Below are 17,542 nucleotides of genomic sequence, written 5' to 3'. Positions count from 1 at the left end.
CCCAATCTCAACCCCTCCCCGCGCACACCGCCCCGCGCAAAGGGAGCGACCACGTTGCGCGACGACACCGAACTGACAGTCTGCGTCCTCGGCCTCGGCTACATCGGCCTGCCCACCGCCGCCGTCATCGCACGTACCGGGGCGAGGGTGCTGGGCGTCGACGTGTCGCCCCAGGTGGTCGAGACAGTCAATTCCGGCCGCGTCCATATCGAGGAGGTGGACCTCGACGGCCTCGTCTCCGGCGTGGTCGCGCGCGGGAAGCTGACCGCCTCGACCCAGATCGCCCCCGCCGACGTCTTCGTCATCGCCGTCCCCACCCCCTTCGACGCCGACCACGCGCCCGACATCGGCTACGTGCTGAAGGCCGCCACCACGGTCGCCACCGTGCTGAAACCGGGCGACACGGTCATCCTCGAATCCACGTCCCCCGTCGGCACGACGGAGAAGGTGCGCGATTTCCTGGCGCAGCTGCGTCCCGACCTGAGGCTGCCCGGCAGCGAGGGCGCCGACGTGGCCATCGCCTACTGCCCCGAGCGGGTCCTCCCCGGCCGCATCCTCGTCGAACTGATCGACAACGACCGCGTCATCGGCGGCATCACCCCGCGCTGCGCGCGCAAGGCGCTGCATTTCTACCGCCGCTTCGTGCGCGGCGCCTGCGTCACCACCACTGCCCACGCGGCGGAGATGACGAAGCTGACCGAGAACGCCTTCCGCGACGTCAACATCGCCTTCGCCAACGAATTGAGCCGCGTGGCCGACACGCTGGGCGTCGATGTGTGGGAGGTCATTCGCCTCGCCAACCGCCACCCGCGCGTCAACATCCTCCAGCCGGGGCCCGGCGTCGGCGGGCATTGCATCGCGGTCGATCCCTGGTTCCTCGTCCACGGCGACCCGGCGAACACGCCGCTGATCCGTACCGCGCGCGAAGTGAACGACGCGAAGAGCGACCACGTGGTCGCGCAAGCGTCGGCGCTGATCGAGGCGACGCGCGGCCCCGTCGCCTGCCTCGGCCTCGCGTTCAAGGCGAACATCGACGACTTCCGCGAGAGCCCCGCGCTGAAGGTCGCCGCCGCCCTGGCGCGACGCTTCGGCGATCGCATCCGCGTGGTCGAACCCTATGCCGCCGCGCTCCCGTCCGCCTTCGACGGCACCGGCGCGACGCTGACCGACCTCGACACTGCGATCGAGACCTGCGCGACCATGATCGTCCTGGTCGACCACGACCTGTTCCGCTCCGTCCCGCTGGACGAGCGCGCGGGCAAGCGCGTGTACGACACCCGCGGCATCTGGCCGGACCAGCCGCGCGCGCCCGCGCCGGCGCCGCTCCGCCTCGCCAGCTAGTTGCCCCTGTCCGCCGCGCCTTCTAAGACGCGGGGAAACGGGGCATCCAGCCAAGGATAACGCATGAAGATCACGATGATCGGCTCGGGCTATGTCGGCCTGGTGTCGGGAGCCTGCTTCTCCGACTTCGGCCACGACGTGGTGTGCGTCGACAAGGACCAGGGCAAGATCGACGCGCTCGAAGCGGGGCGGATGCCGATCTACGAGCCCGGCCTCGACACGCTGGTCGCCGACAACGTGAAGGCGGGCCGGCTCACCTTCACCACCGACCTCAAGAGCGCGGTCGCGGGCGCCGACGCGATCTTCATCGCCGTCGGCACGCCCTCGCGCCGCGGCGACGGCCACGCCGACCTCTCCTACGTCTTCGCCGCCACGCAGGAGATCGCGGAAGCGATCGACGGCCCCACCGTGGTCGTCACCAAGTCCACCGTGCCCGTCGGCACCGGCGACAAGGTGGAGGCGATCCTGCGCGACGCGGGCCATGCCGCGGACGCGGTCGCGGTCGTCTCCAATCCCGAGTTCCTGCGCGAGGGCGCCGCGATCGGCGACTTCAAGCGGCCCGACCGCGTCGTGATCGGCACCGAGGACCCGCGCGCCAAGGGCGTGATGCAGGAGATCTACCGTCCGCTCTACCTCAACGAGAACCCGATCCTGTTCACCGGGCGCCGCACGTCGGAACTCATCAAATACGCCGCCAACGCCTTCCTCGCGACGAAGATCACCTTCATCAACGAGATCGCGGACCTGTGCGAGGCGGTGGGCGCCGACGTGAAGGACGTCAGCCGCGGCATCGGCCTCGACAACCGGATCGGCCGCAAGTTCCTCCACGCCGGCCCGGGCTACGGCGGTTCCTGCTTCCCCAAGGACACGCTCGCGCTGCTGAAGACCGCGGAGGATTACGACACCCCCTCGCGCATCGTCGAGGCGGTGGTGGCGGTGAACGACACGCGCAAGCGCGCGATGGGGCGCAAGGTGCTGCACGCCCTCGACGGCGAGCCGAAGGGACAGACCGTCGCCGTCCTCGGCCTCACCTTCAAGCCCGACACCGACGACATGCGCGACGCGCCCAGCCTGTCGATCGTGCAGACTTTGCTCGACGCCGGCGTCACCGTGCGCGCCTTCGATCCCGAGGGGATGGAGGCGGCGAAGAAGGAGATGCCCGGCATCACCTACTGCCGCGACGCCTATGACGCCGCGACCGGTGCCGACGCCGTCACGATCGTCACCGAGTGGAACGAGTTCCGCGGCCTCGACCTGCGCCGCCTCGCCGCCGCAATGACCGGCAAGGCGATGGTCGACCTGCGCAACGTCTACGCGCCCGCCGACGCCGAGCGCGCCGGCTTCCGCTACACGTCGATCGGGCGCTGACGGGCGCCTCCCCAACCCCTCCTCGGTTCGTGCTGAGGAGGCATTGAGCCTGTCGAAATGCCGTCTCGAAGCCCATGCTCAGGTGAATATGCCCCGGCATAATCAGGATCGTCCGACGGACGGTCCGACCTGAGCATCCTTCGAGACGAGGCTTCGACTTCGCTCAGCCTCTCCTCAGGACGAACGGAAGGGGGTTTGAAACCCCTTGTCCACCTTTCCCGGCTATGACCTGATCCAGGTCAAGGGGGACGGGGCATGGCAATCCGCGCGATGACGGTCTTCGGCACGCGGCCGGAGGCGATCAAGATGGCGCCGCTCGCCCTCGCGCTCGCCGCCGACGCGCGTTTCGATGCGCGCGTGTGCGTGACGGGGCAGCATCGCGAAATGCTCGACCAGGTCCTGCGCCTCTTCGCGCTCACCGCCGACCACGACCTGGCCGTCATGCGCCCCGGACAGGACCTGACCGGCACCGCGACGGCGATCCTCTCCGGCCTCGCCGGCGTGTTCGCGCGCGACCGGCCCGACATCGTCCTCGTCCACGGCGATACGCTGACCACGCTCGCCGCCAGCCTCTGCGCCCATTGGCACCGCATCCCCGTCGCGCACGTCGAGGCGGGCCTGCGCACCGGCGACCTCTATTCGCCCTGGCCGGAGGAGGCGAACCGCCGCCTGACGGGCGGCGTCGCCGCGCTCCACTTCGCGCCGACGCCGCGCGCCGCGGGCAATCTGTGGCGCGAGAACATCGATCCTGCCACGGTCCACGTCACCGGCAACACCGTGATCGACGCGCTGCTGGCGGTCGTCGCCCGGCTGCGCACCGACCGCAACCTTCACGCGGAAGTGACGCACACCCTTCCCCTGCCCGCCCCCGGCCGCCGGCTGGTGCTCGTAACCGGCCACCGCCGCGAGAATTTCGGCGGCGGGTTCGAGCGGATCTGCACCGCGCTCGCCCGCCTGGCCGATCGCTTCGCCGACTGCGACTTCGTCTACCCCGTCCACCTCAATCCGCAGGTACAGGAACCCGTCCGCCGCCTCCTGTCCGGCCGCGCCAACGTGAAGCTGATCGCCCCGCTCGACTACCTCCCCTTCGTGGCGATGCTCGACGCCGCGACGCTGGTGCTGACCGACAGCGGCGGCGTGCAGGAGGAGGCGCCCTCGCTCGGCAAGCCCGTCCTCGTCCTGCGCGACACGACCGAGCGGCCGGAGGCGGTGGACGCCGGCACGGTGCGGCTGGTCGGCACGGACGTGGAGGCGATCGTCGCCGAGGCCACCCGCCTCCTCACCGACGAGACCGCGCGCGCCGCGATGGCGGCGGTGCACAATCCCTACGGCGACGGCAAGGCGGTGCCGCGGATCGTCGAGGCGCTGGCGACGTGGGGCGCGGGGCGCGAGACGGTGCGGGCGGCGGTGTAAGGTGAGGCGCTGAACGGCGGGAAGTGGTGGTTAGCTGCCGTTCTTCGTCATTTCGTCGGAAGGCCGGTTCACGACCTTATCTACTAAGCGGCCCTGCGGAACGTCACTGGCGATCAGGCCAGTTTTCGCCATCAGCCAAAGCCTCCTAAGCAAGAAGACCATCCACGCATCCGCGAGGACGACCCCCGGAATACGCCACCAATCGCCAAAAATCGGAGTGGCGAACAGCGGAAGTGCGCCAGCGGCATACAGCAGCTTGCCCGCGTAGAGACTTCCCGACTGAACCTCATCGACCCAAATTCGGAACCGCTGGTAGATCGTCACGTAGCCTCCTGCGAGACATCGTAGCAGGTCGCGCTATGTCGGAAAGTGGGCGAAAGCCGCCATGACGCTCTACTGCCCCGTCATGCCGGGCTCGTCCCCGGCATCCACCGCTCCGCAAGACCCTCCCGCGGAAGAGTAAGCGGTATGATGAACCCCGGGACAGGCCCGGAGTGACGACGCGAGCAGGCCGTTGTCGCGCACGATAGCCCGCCGGAGAAGGGAAGCGCTACTTCTTCCCGATCGTCGCCAGCAGGTCGTCGAACGACTTCACGAAGCTCGCCACGCCCTCGTCCACCAACCCCTTGGTCACGCCGTCCAGGTCCAGCCCCAGCCGCTCGGTCTCCGCCAGCACTCGCCGCGCCTCGTCCACGTCCGCGGTCAGCGTCTGCGCCACCGTGCCATGGTCGCGGAACGCGTCCATGGTCTTGGGCGGCATCGTGTTCACCGTCTCCGGCCCGATCAGCGTGTCGACGTACAGCGTGTCGGGATAGTCCGGGTTCTTGACGCCGGTGGACGCCCACAGCAGCCGCTGCGGCTGCGCGCCCTTCGCCGCCAGCTTCTGCCAGCGCTCCGACGCCACGAACTCCTGCCACCAGGCATAGGCGAGCTTCGCATTGGCGATCGCCACCTTGCCCTTCAGCGCCTTGGCCTCCTCGCCGCCGACACCGGCATCGATCTTCTCGTCGATCTTCGAATCGATCCGGCTGACGAAGAAGCTGGCGACGCTCGCGATCCGCTCGATCGGCAGCCCCTTGGAAACGCGCTCCTCCAGCCCCTCGGCATGGGCGATCGCGACCGCCTGATACGCCTGCTGGCCGAACAGCAGCGTGACGTTGACGTTGATCCCCTTGGCGATCGTGTCGCGAATCGCGCGCACGCCGTCGTCGGTGCCGGGGATCTTGATCATCAGGTTGGGCCGGTCCACCGCCTTCCACAGCCGCTCCGCCTCCTCGGCGGTTTCCGGCCCCTTCAGCGCGAGATAGGGCGAGACTTCCAGGCTGACATAGCCGTCCTTCGCCTCCAGCCGGTCGTAGACCGGGCGCAGCGTGTCGCACGCCGCCTGGATGTCCTTCACCGCCTGGCTCTCGTAGCGCGCCATCGGCTCCGCACCGGGGTTCGCCGCGTCATAGTCGGCGAAACCCTCGGCATAGACGTCCTGCGCGCCCATCGCCTTCTCGAAGATGGTCGGATTGGACGTGACGCCGGTCAGCCCGTCCTCGTCGACCAGCGTCTGCAGGCCGCCCTCTGCGAGGAACTTGCGGTCGACGAAATCCAGCCACGGGGCCGTGCCCGCCGCGCCGAGGTCCTTGAGCTTGCTCACCTTCGTCACTCCTTCGTCGCGTCCACCGTTCGTGCTGAGGAGGCGTTGAGCGAAGTCGAAACGCCGTCTCGAAGCACATGTCCTTCGAGACGAGCCTTCGACTGCGCTCAGCCTCTCCTCAGGACGGACGGGATGTGGTGTGGATCACCTCTTTCGCCACCTTCACCACGTTCTCCACGGTGAAGCCGAACTTGTCGCGCAGCTTGTCGATCGGTGCCGACGCGCCGAAGGTGGACATGGCGATGATCCGCCCCTCGTAGCCGGTGTAGCGATCCCAGCCGATCTCGCCCGCCATCTCGATCGCGACGCGCGCCTTCACCGCCTTGGGCAGCACGCTCTCCTTGTAGCCGTCGTCCTGCAATTCGTAGCGATACCAGCTCGGCATGGAGACGACGCGCGCCGCAACGCCGTCCGCCTTCAGCTGCTCGTATGCCTGCACCGCCAGCGACACCTCGGATCCGGTGGCGATCAGGATCACGTCGGGCGTTCCATCCGAATCGGCCAGCACGTAGCCGCCCTTCGCCAGCCCGTCCGCGCTCGCGTATTTCGTGCGGTCCAGCGTCGGCAGCGCCTGACGCGACAGCACCAGCGCCGCGGGCGTGTCACCGGTCGTCATCACCGCGCGCCACGCCGCCGCCACCTCGTTGGCGTCGCAGGGGCGGATGGTGTCCAGCCCGGGGATCGCGCGCATCGTCGCCAGATGCTCGATCGGCTGGTGCGTCGGCCCGTCCTCGCCCACGCCGATCGAGTCGTGCGTGAAGACGAACACCGACCCGATTTCCATGATCGCGGCCAGCCGCACCGGCGCGCGCATATAGTCGAGGAAGACGAGGAAGGTGGAGCCGTACGCGCGCAGGTGGCTGAGCGACATGCCGTTCACCACCGCGCCCATGCCATGCTCGCGCACGCCGAAGTGGAAGTTCGTGCCGCCGTAATTCCCCGCCTCAAACGAGGGCGCGCCCTTGATGTCCGTCTTGGTCGACGGCGCGAGGTCCGCCGATCCGCCGAGCAGCCACGGCACCTTGCCTGCGATCGCGTTCAGCACCTTGCCGCCCGCGTCGCGGCTGGCGACGCCCTTCTCGTCCGCGTCGAAGGTCGGGATCTCGCTGTCCCACCCGTCCGGCAGCGTGTCGGCGAAGATATGGTCCAGCTCCGCCGCCTCGGCCGGGAACTGCTCGCGATAGCGCGCGAACAGCGCTTCCCAGTCCTCGCGCGCCTTCGCGCCGCGGCCGCGCACCGCGCCCTCGAACCCCTCGCGCACGCCGTCGGGCACGTAGAAGTCGGGCTCCGTCGGCCAGCCGTACGCTTCCTTGGTCTTCGCCACGTTCTCCGCGCCCAGCGGCTCGCCGTGCGCCTTCTCCGTGCCGGCCCGCGGCGAACCCCAGCCGATCACCGAGTGGACGACGATGAAGGTGGGCCGGTCGTCGGTGTCGCGGAACGTCTGCAACGCGTCGGTCAGCTCGGCCACGTCGTTGGCGTCGTTGACGTGCAGCACGCGCCAGCCATACGCCTCGAACCGCTTCCCCACGTCCTCGTCGAAGGCGAGGTCGGTGCCCCCCTCGATCGAGATGTGGTTGCTGTCGTAGATCCAGCACAGGTTGCTGAGCTTCAGGTGGCCGGCCAGGCTCGCCGCCTCGGCGCTGACGCCCTCCATCATGTCGCCGTCGCCGGCGAGCGCGTAGACGTCGTGGTCGAACAGCGCGAAGCCGGGCCTGTTGTAGCGCGCCGCGAACCAGCGCTCCGCGATCGCCATGCCCACCGAATTGCCGCAGCCCGCGCCCAGCGGCCCGGTGGTCGTCTCGACGCCGGTGGTGTGGCGGTATTCGGGATGGCCCGGCGTCTTGCTCGACAGCTGGCGGAACTGGCGGATGTCGTCCAGCGACACCGCCGGCTGCCCGGTCTTCTTGCCGTCGCCGTCCACTTCCTCGACACCGGCCAGGTACAGCAGCGAGTAGAGCAGCATCGACGCGTGGCCGACCGACAGCACGAAGCGGTCGCGGTTGGGCCATTGCGGCGCGCCGGGGTCGTAGCGCAGGAACTTCGACCACAGCGTCCAGCCCACGGGCGCCAGCGCCATCGGCGTGCCCGGATGGCCCGAATTGGCCTTCTGCACCGCATCCATGCTGAGCGTGCGGATGGTGTCGATCTGCAGCCGCTGCGCGCTGCCGTCCTCGTGAACGGTGTCGGTCATGGGTCGCCTTCGTGACGGGGGTTGGCGGTCGAACGCGTGCCGGTCGCCCGGGTTGCGGATTCGCGCCCCCTTAACCGCTCGCTCCGTCGCGTTCCAGCCGCGTAACGATGCCGTCCGCGGCGACATAGGCGGCATCCACCTCGTCGAGGAACAGCCCGTGGCCGAGCGCGCCGGGGATGGCGTCGATCGCCGCCGCCAGCGCCTGCGGGTCGGCGATCGCGGCGAACCGCGCGTCGAGGATCAGGTTGCCGTTGTCGGTCAACGTCTTGCGCGCTTCGACCTGCGCGCCCAGCCCCGCCAGCCGCGCCGCGACGAAGGCACGCGCGAACGGCAGCACCTCCACCGGCAGCTTCGCCGCGCCGATCGCGCGCACCCGCTTCGATCCGTCGGCGATCACCACCATCCGATCGCTGGCGGCGGCGACCACCTTCTCGCGCAGCATCGCCCCGCCCGCGCCCTTGATGGCGTACAGCCGCGCGTCCACCTCGTCCGCGCCGTCGATGGTCAGGTCCACGCGCGCCACCTCGCCCATGTCGCGCACCGCCAGCCCGCCGGCGCGCGCCGCCGCCGCGCTCGCCTCGCTGGTGGCGACATAGTCGACCCGCGGCGCGCGCGCCGCCAGCGCCGCGATCAGGAAGGCGACGGTGGAGCCGGTGCCCAGCCCGACGAGCATCCCGTCGCGCACCTCAGCCAGCGCCGCCTCCGCGGCCAGTCTCTTGTCGTCGTCCATCCGCCTACAACCGTCCGTCACCCCGGCCGTGTTCCGCAGGCCCGGCCCCGAGCGCCGACGCCTGTCCGCCCTGGACGCCGGACGAGCCCGGCATGACGATGCTACGCGTACCGCTCCTCCTCCCACCACGGGAAGAAGTCGGGCATGTCGCCGCTCACCCGGTCGGGATACACCGGCTGGCGCTTCTCCAGGAACGAGGTCACGCCCTCCTTCGCGTCGCCCGATCGCCCGCGCGACAGGATCGCGCGGCTGTCCACCTTGTGCGCGTCCATCGGGCTGGAATAGCCGAGGCCACGCCACAGCATCGCCCGCGTCAACGCGACGGAGACCGGCGCGGTGTTGTCCGCGATCTCGCGCGCCAGTTCGTTGGCGCGCGCCAGCAGTCGGTCGGCGGACACCACTTCCTTCACCAGCCCGCCCTTCAGCGCCTCCTGCGCATCGAACACCCGCCCCGAATAGCACCATTCCAGCGCCTGGCTGATGCCGACGACCCGCGGCAGGAAGTAGCTCGACGCCGCCTCCGGCACGATCCCGCGGCGCGCGAAGACGAAGCCGAAGCGCGCGCTCTCGCTGGCCAGGCGGATGTCCATCGGCAGCTGCATCGTCGATCCCACGCCCACCGCCGCGCCGTTCACCGCCGCGATCACCGGCTTCAGGCACCGGAAGATGCGCAGCGTCAGCCGCCCGCCCCCGTCGCGCGCCTCCTCCATGTCATAGGTCAGCGTCTTCGCGCCGCCGCCCTTCTCGGGCCGGTCGGTGCGCTGGTCGTAGTCGAAGGTCTTCGCTCCCGCGGACAGGTCCGCCCCGGCGCAGAACGCCCGCCCCGCCCCCGTCACGATCACGCAGCGCACCGCGTCGTCGGCGTCGATCCGGTCGAACGCGTCGATCATCTCCGCCATCATGACGCCGGTGAAGGCGTTCAGCTTCTCGGGCCGGTTCAGCGTGATGGTGGCGATGCCGTCCGCGACGGAATAGTCGATCTGCTCGTAGTTCATGCCTGCTCTCCCTCGCAGCCGAGCATAACATGACTTATGGCAGCAGTGGCAAGGCTATCCTCCCCGGCACGCGGAGGGGGGACCGCGACGCGAAGCTTCGTGGTGGAGGGGGAGCGCCACGAAGCGCACCGCCTGCCGCCCACCCCCTCCACCAGCCTGCGGCTGGTCCCCCCGCCCCGTGCCGGGGAGGATGAATTCCTAGCCGAACGTCCGCCGGAAACTCACCACCGGCAGGACGTGGCGGTTGCGCACGCGCTCCTCGCGCTCGTCGGGCGCGGGCGTGCGGCGGTCGGGCGTGAAGAAGCGGCGATCCGCGTACGCTTGCGAATCCAGCGCATTGTCCAGCTCGAGGCGCAGCGTCGTGCGCGCGTCCGGCCGCCACTCGGCGAAGGCGGTGGCGTACAGGTCGCTCCAGCGCTCGTCCTCCTCCTCGCGGCGATAGCTGATGCTGTGCGTCCCCTGCTCCACGCCGAAGCCCCAGGCGAACTTGCCCAGGTCCTGGCGGAAGCTCGCCTCGCCGTAGAACAGCGAATTGCCGCTGAACGGCCGCAGCCGCCCGGTATAGGGGTCGCGCACGCTGGTCGGCACCAGCGAGCCGTACAGCGTCAGCCGCCCGCCCCTGATCCCCACCTGCTTCAGCGGCGCCTCGACGCGGGTGCGCAGGATGTAGACCCTACCGTCGCCCAGGTTGCCCGGCGCGTCGAACCCCTCGGGCGTCGGTACGCGGTCCTGCACCTTCTCGACCCGGTTGAACCCTGCCTCCACGCGGACCACGCCGTCGCCCAGGATCGGATGCTCCAGCGTCGCCAGCGTCTCCCAGCTGCGCTGCGGCACCAGCGCGGCGTTGCCGCCGTTCACCCGCTCGGTCCCCAGCTCCGCAGTGGAAATGAAGTCGCTGAACTGCAATTGCGCAACGGTGCGCTGCACCACCAGCTGCGCGTGCCATTTCGCGCTCGGCCGCCAGTCCAGCACCACGCGCGGTTTCAGGAACGACAGGGTACGCGCCGCATCGACGTCGCCCGTCACCGTCAGCCGCGAGGCCTCGAAGGTCAGCCCGCCGTCCAGCCGCAGCTGGGGCGACAGCGCGCGGCCGACGTTGACGAACGCCTCGCCGCGCAGTTCCTTCACCGTCGCGTCGTCCACCGGCAGGTCGATCCGCGTCCGCCCGCCGCCCGCCGCCAGCGAGAACAGGTCGTTGCGGCTGACCAGCCGGTTGACGACGCCCTCCGCCCCCGCCTCCACGTTGAACCCCGACAGGTCGGCGCGATTGTAGACGACGCGTCCCAGCGTCTCCTCCAGCCGCTCGGTATAGGATTGGTCGAACCCGGTCGGCGCGGCCAGGTCGAACAGCGAGCGGTCCTGCCCGTCGCGGTCGCGACGCGTCACCAGCGCGATCGCCTTCAGCCCGCCCCCCGCGAACGGCCGGGTCACGTCGCCGCCGATCTCGAACTCCGTCAGCGTGCGACGCTGCGTCAGCGCATCTTCGCGCGCGAACCCTCCCGGCCGCGTCACGTCGTTCTCCTGCGTCAGCGCATAGCGCCCGCGGGCCAGGCGGCCGTTCAGGTGCGCGGTGCGGTTCGCGCCGTCGTCGAACGCCCACGATCCGGACAGCGTCGCCAGCGGATCGCGGATATTGTTGTGCTTGCGGCGGAACTCGGTCTCCACCCCGGTGGGCAGCGCGGTGACCCGATCGAACCCTTCCTCGTCGCTGGTCTCGTTGTCCACGTTCAGCGCCAGGTTGAAGGTGGATCGCCCGCGCTTCACCAGGGTGGAGGCGCGCCCCTGCGGCAGGATCTCGCCGTTGAAGCTGCGGCGGTACGCGCCTTCCAGCGTGGAGGCCATGCCGCCCGCCTGCGTCGTCACCACGTTCAGCACCTGCGGCTTGGCGGCGAACTCCGCGCCGAACTGCTCGCCGGTGCCGATCTCGATCCGCAGCACGCGGCTGGCGGGAATGCGGGAGAGGATGGTCTCCACGTCGTCGCTCTTCGCCGCCGGGCGCTGCCCGTTGACGACGACGTTGCCCGCCGCCTGCGCGAAGCCGCGCACGCCCTCGTCGATCCGCTCGATCGTGAAGCCGGGCACGCGCTGCACCATCTGCAGCGCGGTGGCGGGGGCGAAGGGCGCGAACCACGCCGCGTCGTAGCTGCGCCGCCCGGTCACGCGATCAGGCTGCCCGGCGGGTTGCGGCCCTTCCGGCGCCGGATTGCTGACCGGCGCGCCCGCGGTCTGCGCAGCCGCCGGCGCGGGCATCGCGACCAGCAACACGGCGCACGCCGCCCCCCGCCGCGAACGGCGCTCCACGCGAACAGACATCGGCAATCCCCTGATTCGACTGACGATTACAACTGTAATTGTTTCACGTCAACCGTCACAACGGGTGTATTATAGATGCGTCACACTTGAAAGCCACAATGCCACGCGTGGCGTCTCCCGCGCGCATGGTCGGCTCAGACCCGCCGCCCGAACAGCTTCGACAGCACCTGTTCCGCCGCTTGCCCGATCGCGTCGGCCACCGCCTGCGGGTCGGTGCCCGTTCGCCCGGCGTGCGCTTCCGCCCGCGGCTCCTGCGGCCGCGGCGCCGCCTGCTCCGCCCGCTTCTTCGCCGCCGCGGCGGCCACCGCGCCCGCCGCCATCGTCAGCACGCCCGCGATCTTCGCCTGCGTCTCCGGCCGCTGCGCCTGGTCCAGCAGTTTCTCGCCCGCCTTGCGCAGTTCCTTGGGCACCTTCACCCCCGCCACCGTCTTGGGAATGCGCTTCTTCTTCTTCTCGCCCATGGTCCGCCTCGCCACCTTGTGTGCCACATAGATAAGACAGCATCGCCGTGGGACAAGCGCACCTTGCCCGTCCCGCGCCACCGCCCCACATGGCGGGCGCAAGCGGCGCTTGCCCGACCCGAACAAATCTGGAACAGATCAACGCTATGTCCCTATCGCACATCAGCGTCCGCGGCGCGCGCGAGCACAATCTGAAGGACGTCAGCGTCGACATCCCGCGCGACACGCTGACGGTCATCACCGGCCTGTCGGGCTCGGGCAAGTCCTCCCTCGCCTTCGACACCATCTATGCCGAGGGGCAGCGCCGCTACGTCGAATCGCTCTCCGCCTATGCGCGCCAGTTCCTGGAGCTGATGCAGAAGCCCGACGTCGACCATATCGAGGGGCTCAGCCCCGCCATCTCGATCGAGCAGAAGACGACCAGCCGCAATCCGCGCTCCACCGTGGCGACGGTGACGGAGATCTACGATTACATGCGCCTCCTGTGGGCGCGCGTCGGCATCCCCTATTCCCCCGCCACCGGCGAGCCGATCGCGGCGCAGCAGGTGTCGCAAATGGTCGACCGCGTCATGGCGCTGCCGGAAGGAACGCGGCTCTACCTCCTCGCCCCCGTCGTGCGCGGCCGCAAGGGCGAGTATCGCAAGGAGCTGGCCGAGTGGCAGAAGGCGGGCTTCACCCGCGTCCGCATCGACGGCACGATCCACGAGATCGACGAGGCGCCCGCGCTTGACAAGAAGTACAAGCACGACATCGAAGTGGTCGTCGACCGCCTGGTCGTGCGCGACGACATCGCGGGCCGCCTGGCCGACAGCTTCGAGCAGGCGCTGAAGCTCGCCGACGGCCTCGCCTACGTCGACCCCGCCGATCCGGTGGAGCCGCGCACGCCGGAGAGCGTCGTGCTGGGCGATCACGCCCCCCCGGGTCGGATCGTCTTCTCCGAGAAGTTCGCGTGCCCGGTCAGCGGCTTCACGATCAGCGAGATCGAGCCGCGCCTCTTCTCCTTCAACGCGCCGCAGGGCGCCTGTCCGGCCTGCGACGGGCTCGGCGAGAAGCTGATCTTCGACGAGGACCTCGTCGTCCCCAATCACGCCCTCTCGATCAAGAAGGGCGCGGTCGTTCCCTGGGCGAAGTCCAACCCGCCCTCGCCCTATTACATGCAGGTGCTGGGCAGCCTGGCGAAGGCGTTCGACTTCGCGCTCGACACGCCGTGGGCCGACCTGCCCGAGGAGGTGCGCCGCACCATCCTCCACGGCACGAAGGGAAAGCCCGTCACGCTCACCTTCGTCGACGGCCGCAAGAGCTACGACGTCAAGAAGCCGTTCGAGGGCGTGATCGGCAACCTCAACCGCCGCATGCTGCAGACGGAAAGCGCGTGGATGAAGGAGGAGCTGGGCAAGTACCAGTCCTCGCAACCCTGCGAGACCTGCCACGGCGCGCGCCTGAAGCCGGAGGCGCTGGCGGTGAAGGTGGCGATGCAGGACATCAGCCACGCCACGCGCCTGTCCGTCGTCGACGCGCTCGCCTTCTTCACCGATCTGCCCAACCACCTGGGCGACCAGCAGCGCGCCATCGCCGAGCGCATCCTGAAGGAGATCGTCGAGCGGCTCGGCTTCCTCAACAACGTCGGCCTCGACTATCTCAACCTCGACCGCACGTCGGGCACCCTGTCGGGCGGCGAGAGCCAGCGCATCCGCCTCGCCTCGCAGATCGGCAGCGGGCTGTCGGGCGTCCTCTACGTGCTGGACGAACCCTCGATCGGCCTGCACCAGCGCGACAACGACATGCTGCTCGCCACGCTGCGCCGCCTGCGCGATCTCGGCAACACCGTGCTGGTCGTCGAGCATGACGAGGACGCGATCCGCACCGCCGATTACGTCATCGACATGGGGCCCGGCGCGGGCGTCCACGGCGGCGAGATCGTCGCCCAGGGCACGCTCAAGCAGCTCCTCAAGTCCAAGACCAGCGTCACCGCCGATTACCTGACCGGCAAGCGCGAAGTGCCCGTGCCGGCGAAGCGCCGCAAGGGATCGGGCAAGAAGCTGACGGTGCACAACGCCACCGCCAACAATCTGAAGGGCGTGACGGCGTCGATCCCGCTCGGCACCTTCACCTGCATCACCGGCGTCTCGGGTTCGGGCAAGTCGTCGTTCACGCTGGACACGCTCTACGCCGCCGCCGCGCGGGAGCTGAACGGCGCGCGCATCCTGGCCGGCAAGCACGACAAGGTGACGGGCCTCAACCATCTCGACAAGGTCATCGATATCGACCAGTCCCCGATCGGCCGCACCCCGCGGTCGAACCCGGCGACCTACACCGGCGCCTTCACCCAGATCCGCGACTGGTTCGCCGGCCTGCCGGAATCCCTGGCGCGCGGCTACAAGCCGGGCCGCTTCAGCTTCAACGTGAAGGGCGGGCGGTGCGAGGCGTGCCAGGGCGACGGCGTCTTGAAGATCGAGATGCACTTCCTGCCCGACGTCTACGTCACCTGCGACGTCTGCCACGGCCAGCGCTACAATCGCGAGACGCTGGAGGTGAAGTTCAAGGGGCACTCGATCGCCGACGTGCTCGATATGACGGTCGAGGACGCCGCCGAGTTCTTCAAGGCCGTGCCGCCGATCCGCGACAAGATGGCGATGCTGGTCGAGGTGGGCCTCGGCTACATCAAGGTCGGCCAGCAGGCGACCACGCTGTCGGGCGGCGAGGCGCAGCGCGTGAAGCTCGCCAAGGAACTCAGCCGCCGCGCCACCGGCTCGACGCTCTACATCCTCGATGAACCGACCACCGGCCTCCACTTCGAGGACGTGCGCAAGCTGCTCGAAGTGCTCCACGCGCTGGTGGAGCAAGGCAATTCGGTGGTGGTGATCGAGCACAATCTCGACGTCATCAAGACCGCCGACTGGGTCATCGACCTTGGCCCGGAAGGCGGCGTGAAGGGCGGCGAGATCGTCGCCGAGGGCGTGCCGGAAACGGTGGCGGGGGTGAGCGGGAGCTTCACCGGCCGGTATCTGGCGCCGTTGCTGGGGAAGCGGGAGGCGGTGGCGGCGGAGTAACCAGACCAAAGTCACTGATTTAACTCAGATCTACCCGGCCCTTGAAATCTTGTTGTGCTTTTGTTCCACCCACAGTCCCAAGCTTGCAATCCCCAAGCCTATGGCGTACAGGCTTGGAGATGGAGACTGTCCTTACCGTTCGAGTCGTTGAAGATCGGATCCGTGCGGCGCAAGCCGCGGTGGAAGCGGCAAAACGCGCCATCATTGATGCGCAGCAGCGGATTGATACTCTCCAAGGAGAGATTGGCGATCTCCTCGCGGCGGGGCGCGTGCTTAGCCGCATGGGGGGAGTGTCTGCGCCAAGCGACTTCGACCTTCTTAACACCTCGGAGGTTAGTGAGTTCGATCCCAGCGAGCAGACTGGCAATCCGTACCGCGCATCAACCAACAAAGCTTTCATGTGGGAGGTGCTCTCACAATCTGAGAGCGTCTGGCTGAGCGCAAACGAAATTCAGGAAGCCGCGTCGCACCGTCGTGGAAGCGAAATACCAATGAGTTCTGTGTCCCCAGGGCTATCAGAGATGAAGCAAGACGGTACGATTGAGCGTAACGGCATGAAAGTAGCGCTCAAATCCCGTCTCAACGAGAATGGGGAGGCCGAAGCCTCCCCAGACGTCGAGGAAGTTGGCGCTTCCTCAAACGACAGCCAAACACGCGAAAGCATGTTTGGCTAAACAAGCCCCCACGGCGCCCGACCGAGGGCGGGCTCAGCCCCCCGGAGAGTTGGACACAGATCATGTGGCACATGATCCGTTTGTTATCTGACACAACTCCGTAGGGAGTTGAACGAGACACACTGCCCCCTTCCACAAGGGGTAAGAGCGGCGACGGATCGGGGTCCAAACTCGACCGTCGCCGTGCGTGCTTATCGCAGATTTTCATTGAGCCGTCTACTCTAGGCAGGACGCGTCCCGCCCCAAGCTTGAGTGAGCCTTTGGAATAAGTTGGCTTGGACACCAAGCCAATCTACAACCCCACCGCCTTCCGCAGCGCCTCGTTCATCCGTCCCTGCCACCCCGGCCCGCCCTCGCGAAACTTCGCGATCACGTCGGGATCGAGCCGCAGCGTCACCTGGCGCTTGGTCGCCGCACCCAGCGGCGGGCGGCCGGCGCTCCGCCACTTGCCGGGGCGGATCACCTCATCGCCGACGCGCACCTCCGCCTCGGCGAACATCGCCTCTGTCCACTCGGGCGCATCGTCGGGATCAACCCAGTTGCTGGGCGAACCAATCACGTTCTCGCTCATTGCACTTCCTCATCGAGATGATGCGACGGCGCTCCTCCACCTCCGCCCACACCACCATCACCAATCGTTCGTCCAGCAGGCCGAACGTCTGAAATCGCGGTTCGGGATAATCGAAGCGATCGTCCGACCGCGTCATCGTCAGTCCGGCGAACACCCGCCCCGCATCGGCGAAATCCAGCCCACGCTCGGCGAGCGTCTTGGCGCGCTTGGCGGGATCGAAGCTGATGTCCACCGGATCATATATGTAACTACAAAAAGGTGAAGGTCAATGGCCCCTCCGCGGCAAAGCCCCCGGCCCCGCCGCGGCAAAGCCGCGCCGTCAGACGGCGCTATAGCGCCGCTGGCCGGGCGCGCCGCTCGAAGCCTCGCCGGTAGCTCCGCTACCGCCTCGCGCGGCGCGCTGTCCTACACCCGCCAACACCCCGCACCCTCCCGGCCTCCCGCCCCCCAGCAAGGCCGCCCGCGCATGACCGTCATGACACCCATGGAGGGCATCACCGCCCCCGCCCGCCGCGCCACCACGCCGCCCGCCTTCCGCGGCGAGGGCGACTCCCCCCTCCTCCCCTCCCGCCGGCAGGACGGCTGGTCCACCGCCGCGCAGCGCGCCTTTCTCGAGGCGATTGCCGAGGGGCATGGCGTGGAGGGCGCCTGCGCCCGCGTCGGGCTTTCCCCGGCCTCCGCCTATGCCTATCGCCGCACGGCCAAGGGCGCGGCCTTCGCGCTCGGCTGGCGCGCCGCCACGCTGGTCGCGCGCGACGCCATTGCGGAGACGCTGCTCGTCCGCGCGCTC

14 protein-coding genes are annotated in these 17,542 nt (G+C 68.9%); 5 read left to right on the top strand and 9 right to left on the bottom strand.

Annotated elements, in window-relative coordinates:
* Positions 1–54 precede the first annotated feature (54 nt).
* The 3 genes from wecC to wecB all read left to right on the top strand — a co-directional run bounded on the left by wecC (position 55) and on the right by wecB (position 4,122).
* Positions 55–1,341, top strand: coding sequence for a UDP-N-acetyl-D-mannosamine dehydrogenase (wecC, locus tag HBH26_RS06480; RefSeq protein WP_168133775.1), 1,287 nt, complete (start codon positions 55–57; stop codon positions 1,339–1,341).
* 63 nt (positions 1,342–1,404) lie between these two features.
* On the top strand, positions 1,405–2,709 hold the full coding sequence (locus HBH26_RS06475; RefSeq protein ID WP_168133774.1) for a UDP-glucose dehydrogenase family protein: 1,305 nt from the start codon (positions 1,405–1,407) through the stop codon (positions 2,707–2,709).
* A 255-nt stretch (positions 2,710–2,964) separates the two neighbouring features.
* The gene (gene wecB, locus HBH26_RS06470; protein ID WP_168133773.1) at positions 2,965–4,122 is read left to right on the top strand and encodes a non-hydrolyzing UDP-N-acetylglucosamine 2-epimerase; all 1,158 of its coding nucleotides are present in this window, start codon (positions 2,965–2,967) and stop codon (positions 4,120–4,122) included.
* Between the two features lie 30 nt (positions 4,123–4,152).
* Here the strand turns inward: wecB and HBH26_RS06465 are convergent, their stop codons facing one another.
* The 7 genes from HBH26_RS06465 to HBH26_RS06435 form a co-directional block, all read right to left on the bottom strand.
* Positions 4,153–4,446 carry a hypothetical protein gene (locus HBH26_RS06465; protein ID WP_168133772.1) on the bottom strand — a complete coding sequence of 98 codons (294 nt, stop codon included), beginning with the start codon at positions 4,444–4,446 and terminating at the stop codon, positions 4,153–4,155.
* Between the two features lie 226 nt (positions 4,447–4,672).
* A complete protein-coding gene (gene tal / locus HBH26_RS06460; protein WP_168133771.1) occupies positions 4,673–5,767 on the bottom strand; it encodes a transaldolase in 1,095 nt (364 codons plus the stop codon).
* 118 nt (positions 5,768–5,885) lie between these two features.
* Positions 5,886–7,958: a transketolase gene (gene tkt / locus HBH26_RS06455; protein ID WP_168133770.1), complete on the bottom strand. Its 2,073-nt coding sequence runs from the start codon at positions 7,956–7,958 to the stop codon at positions 5,886–5,888.
* 70 nt (positions 7,959–8,028) lie between these two features.
* Positions 8,029–8,688, bottom strand: a complete 660-nt coding sequence (gene rpiA / locus HBH26_RS06450; protein WP_168133769.1) for a ribose-5-phosphate isomerase RpiA — start codon at positions 8,686–8,688, stop codon at positions 8,029–8,031.
* Positions 8,689–8,789: 101 nt separating this feature from the next.
* Positions 8,790–9,683: a crotonase/enoyl-CoA hydratase family protein gene (locus HBH26_RS06445; RefSeq protein ID WP_168133768.1), complete on the bottom strand. Its 894-nt coding sequence runs from the start codon at positions 9,681–9,683 to the stop codon at positions 8,790–8,792.
* Positions 9,684–9,881: 198 nt separating this feature from the next.
* Positions 9,882–11,984: a TonB-dependent receptor gene (locus HBH26_RS06440; RefSeq protein ID WP_168133767.1), complete on the bottom strand. Its 2,103-nt coding sequence runs from the start codon at positions 11,982–11,984 to the stop codon at positions 9,882–9,884.
* A 146-nt stretch (positions 11,985–12,130) separates the two neighbouring features.
* Positions 12,131–12,472: a hypothetical protein gene (locus HBH26_RS06435; protein WP_338057277.1), complete on the bottom strand. Its 342-nt coding sequence runs from the start codon at positions 12,470–12,472 to the stop codon at positions 12,131–12,133.
* Between the two features lie 131 nt (positions 12,473–12,603).
* Between HBH26_RS06435 and uvrA the strand changes: the two genes are divergently transcribed.
* Complete coding sequence (gene uvrA / locus HBH26_RS06430) at positions 12,604–15,507, top strand: excinuclease ABC subunit UvrA (protein WP_168133766.1); 2,904 nt, start codon at positions 12,604–12,606, stop codon at positions 15,505–15,507.
* Positions 15,508–15,626: 119 nt separating this feature from the next.
* On the top strand, positions 15,627–16,181 hold the full coding sequence (locus HBH26_RS06425; protein ID WP_168133765.1) for a hypothetical protein: 555 nt from the start codon (positions 15,627–15,629) through the stop codon (positions 16,179–16,181).
* A 292-nt stretch (positions 16,182–16,473) separates the two neighbouring features.
* Here the strand turns inward: HBH26_RS06425 and HBH26_RS06420 are convergent, their stop codons facing one another.
* Entirely contained in the window at positions 16,474–16,752 is a 279-nt protein-coding gene (locus tag HBH26_RS06420) for a BrnA antitoxin family protein (protein WP_168133764.1), read from the bottom strand.
* Positions 16,712–16,984: a BrnT family toxin gene (locus HBH26_RS06415; RefSeq protein WP_168133763.1), complete on the bottom strand. Its 273-nt coding sequence runs from the start codon at positions 16,982–16,984 to the stop codon at positions 16,712–16,714. Before HBH26_RS06415 ends, HBH26_RS06420 begins: the two co-directional genes overlap by 41 nt.
* Positions 16,985–17,542 lie beyond the last annotated feature (558 nt).

Source organism: Sphingomonas corticis (genome assembly GCF_012035195.1).
Classification (GTDB): Bacteria; Pseudomonadota; Alphaproteobacteria; order Sphingomonadales; family Sphingomonadaceae; genus Sphingomonas; species Sphingomonas corticis.
The sequence above is the reverse complement of the archived record's forward strand: the minus strand, read 5'-3'. Positions and strand labels throughout refer to the sequence as shown.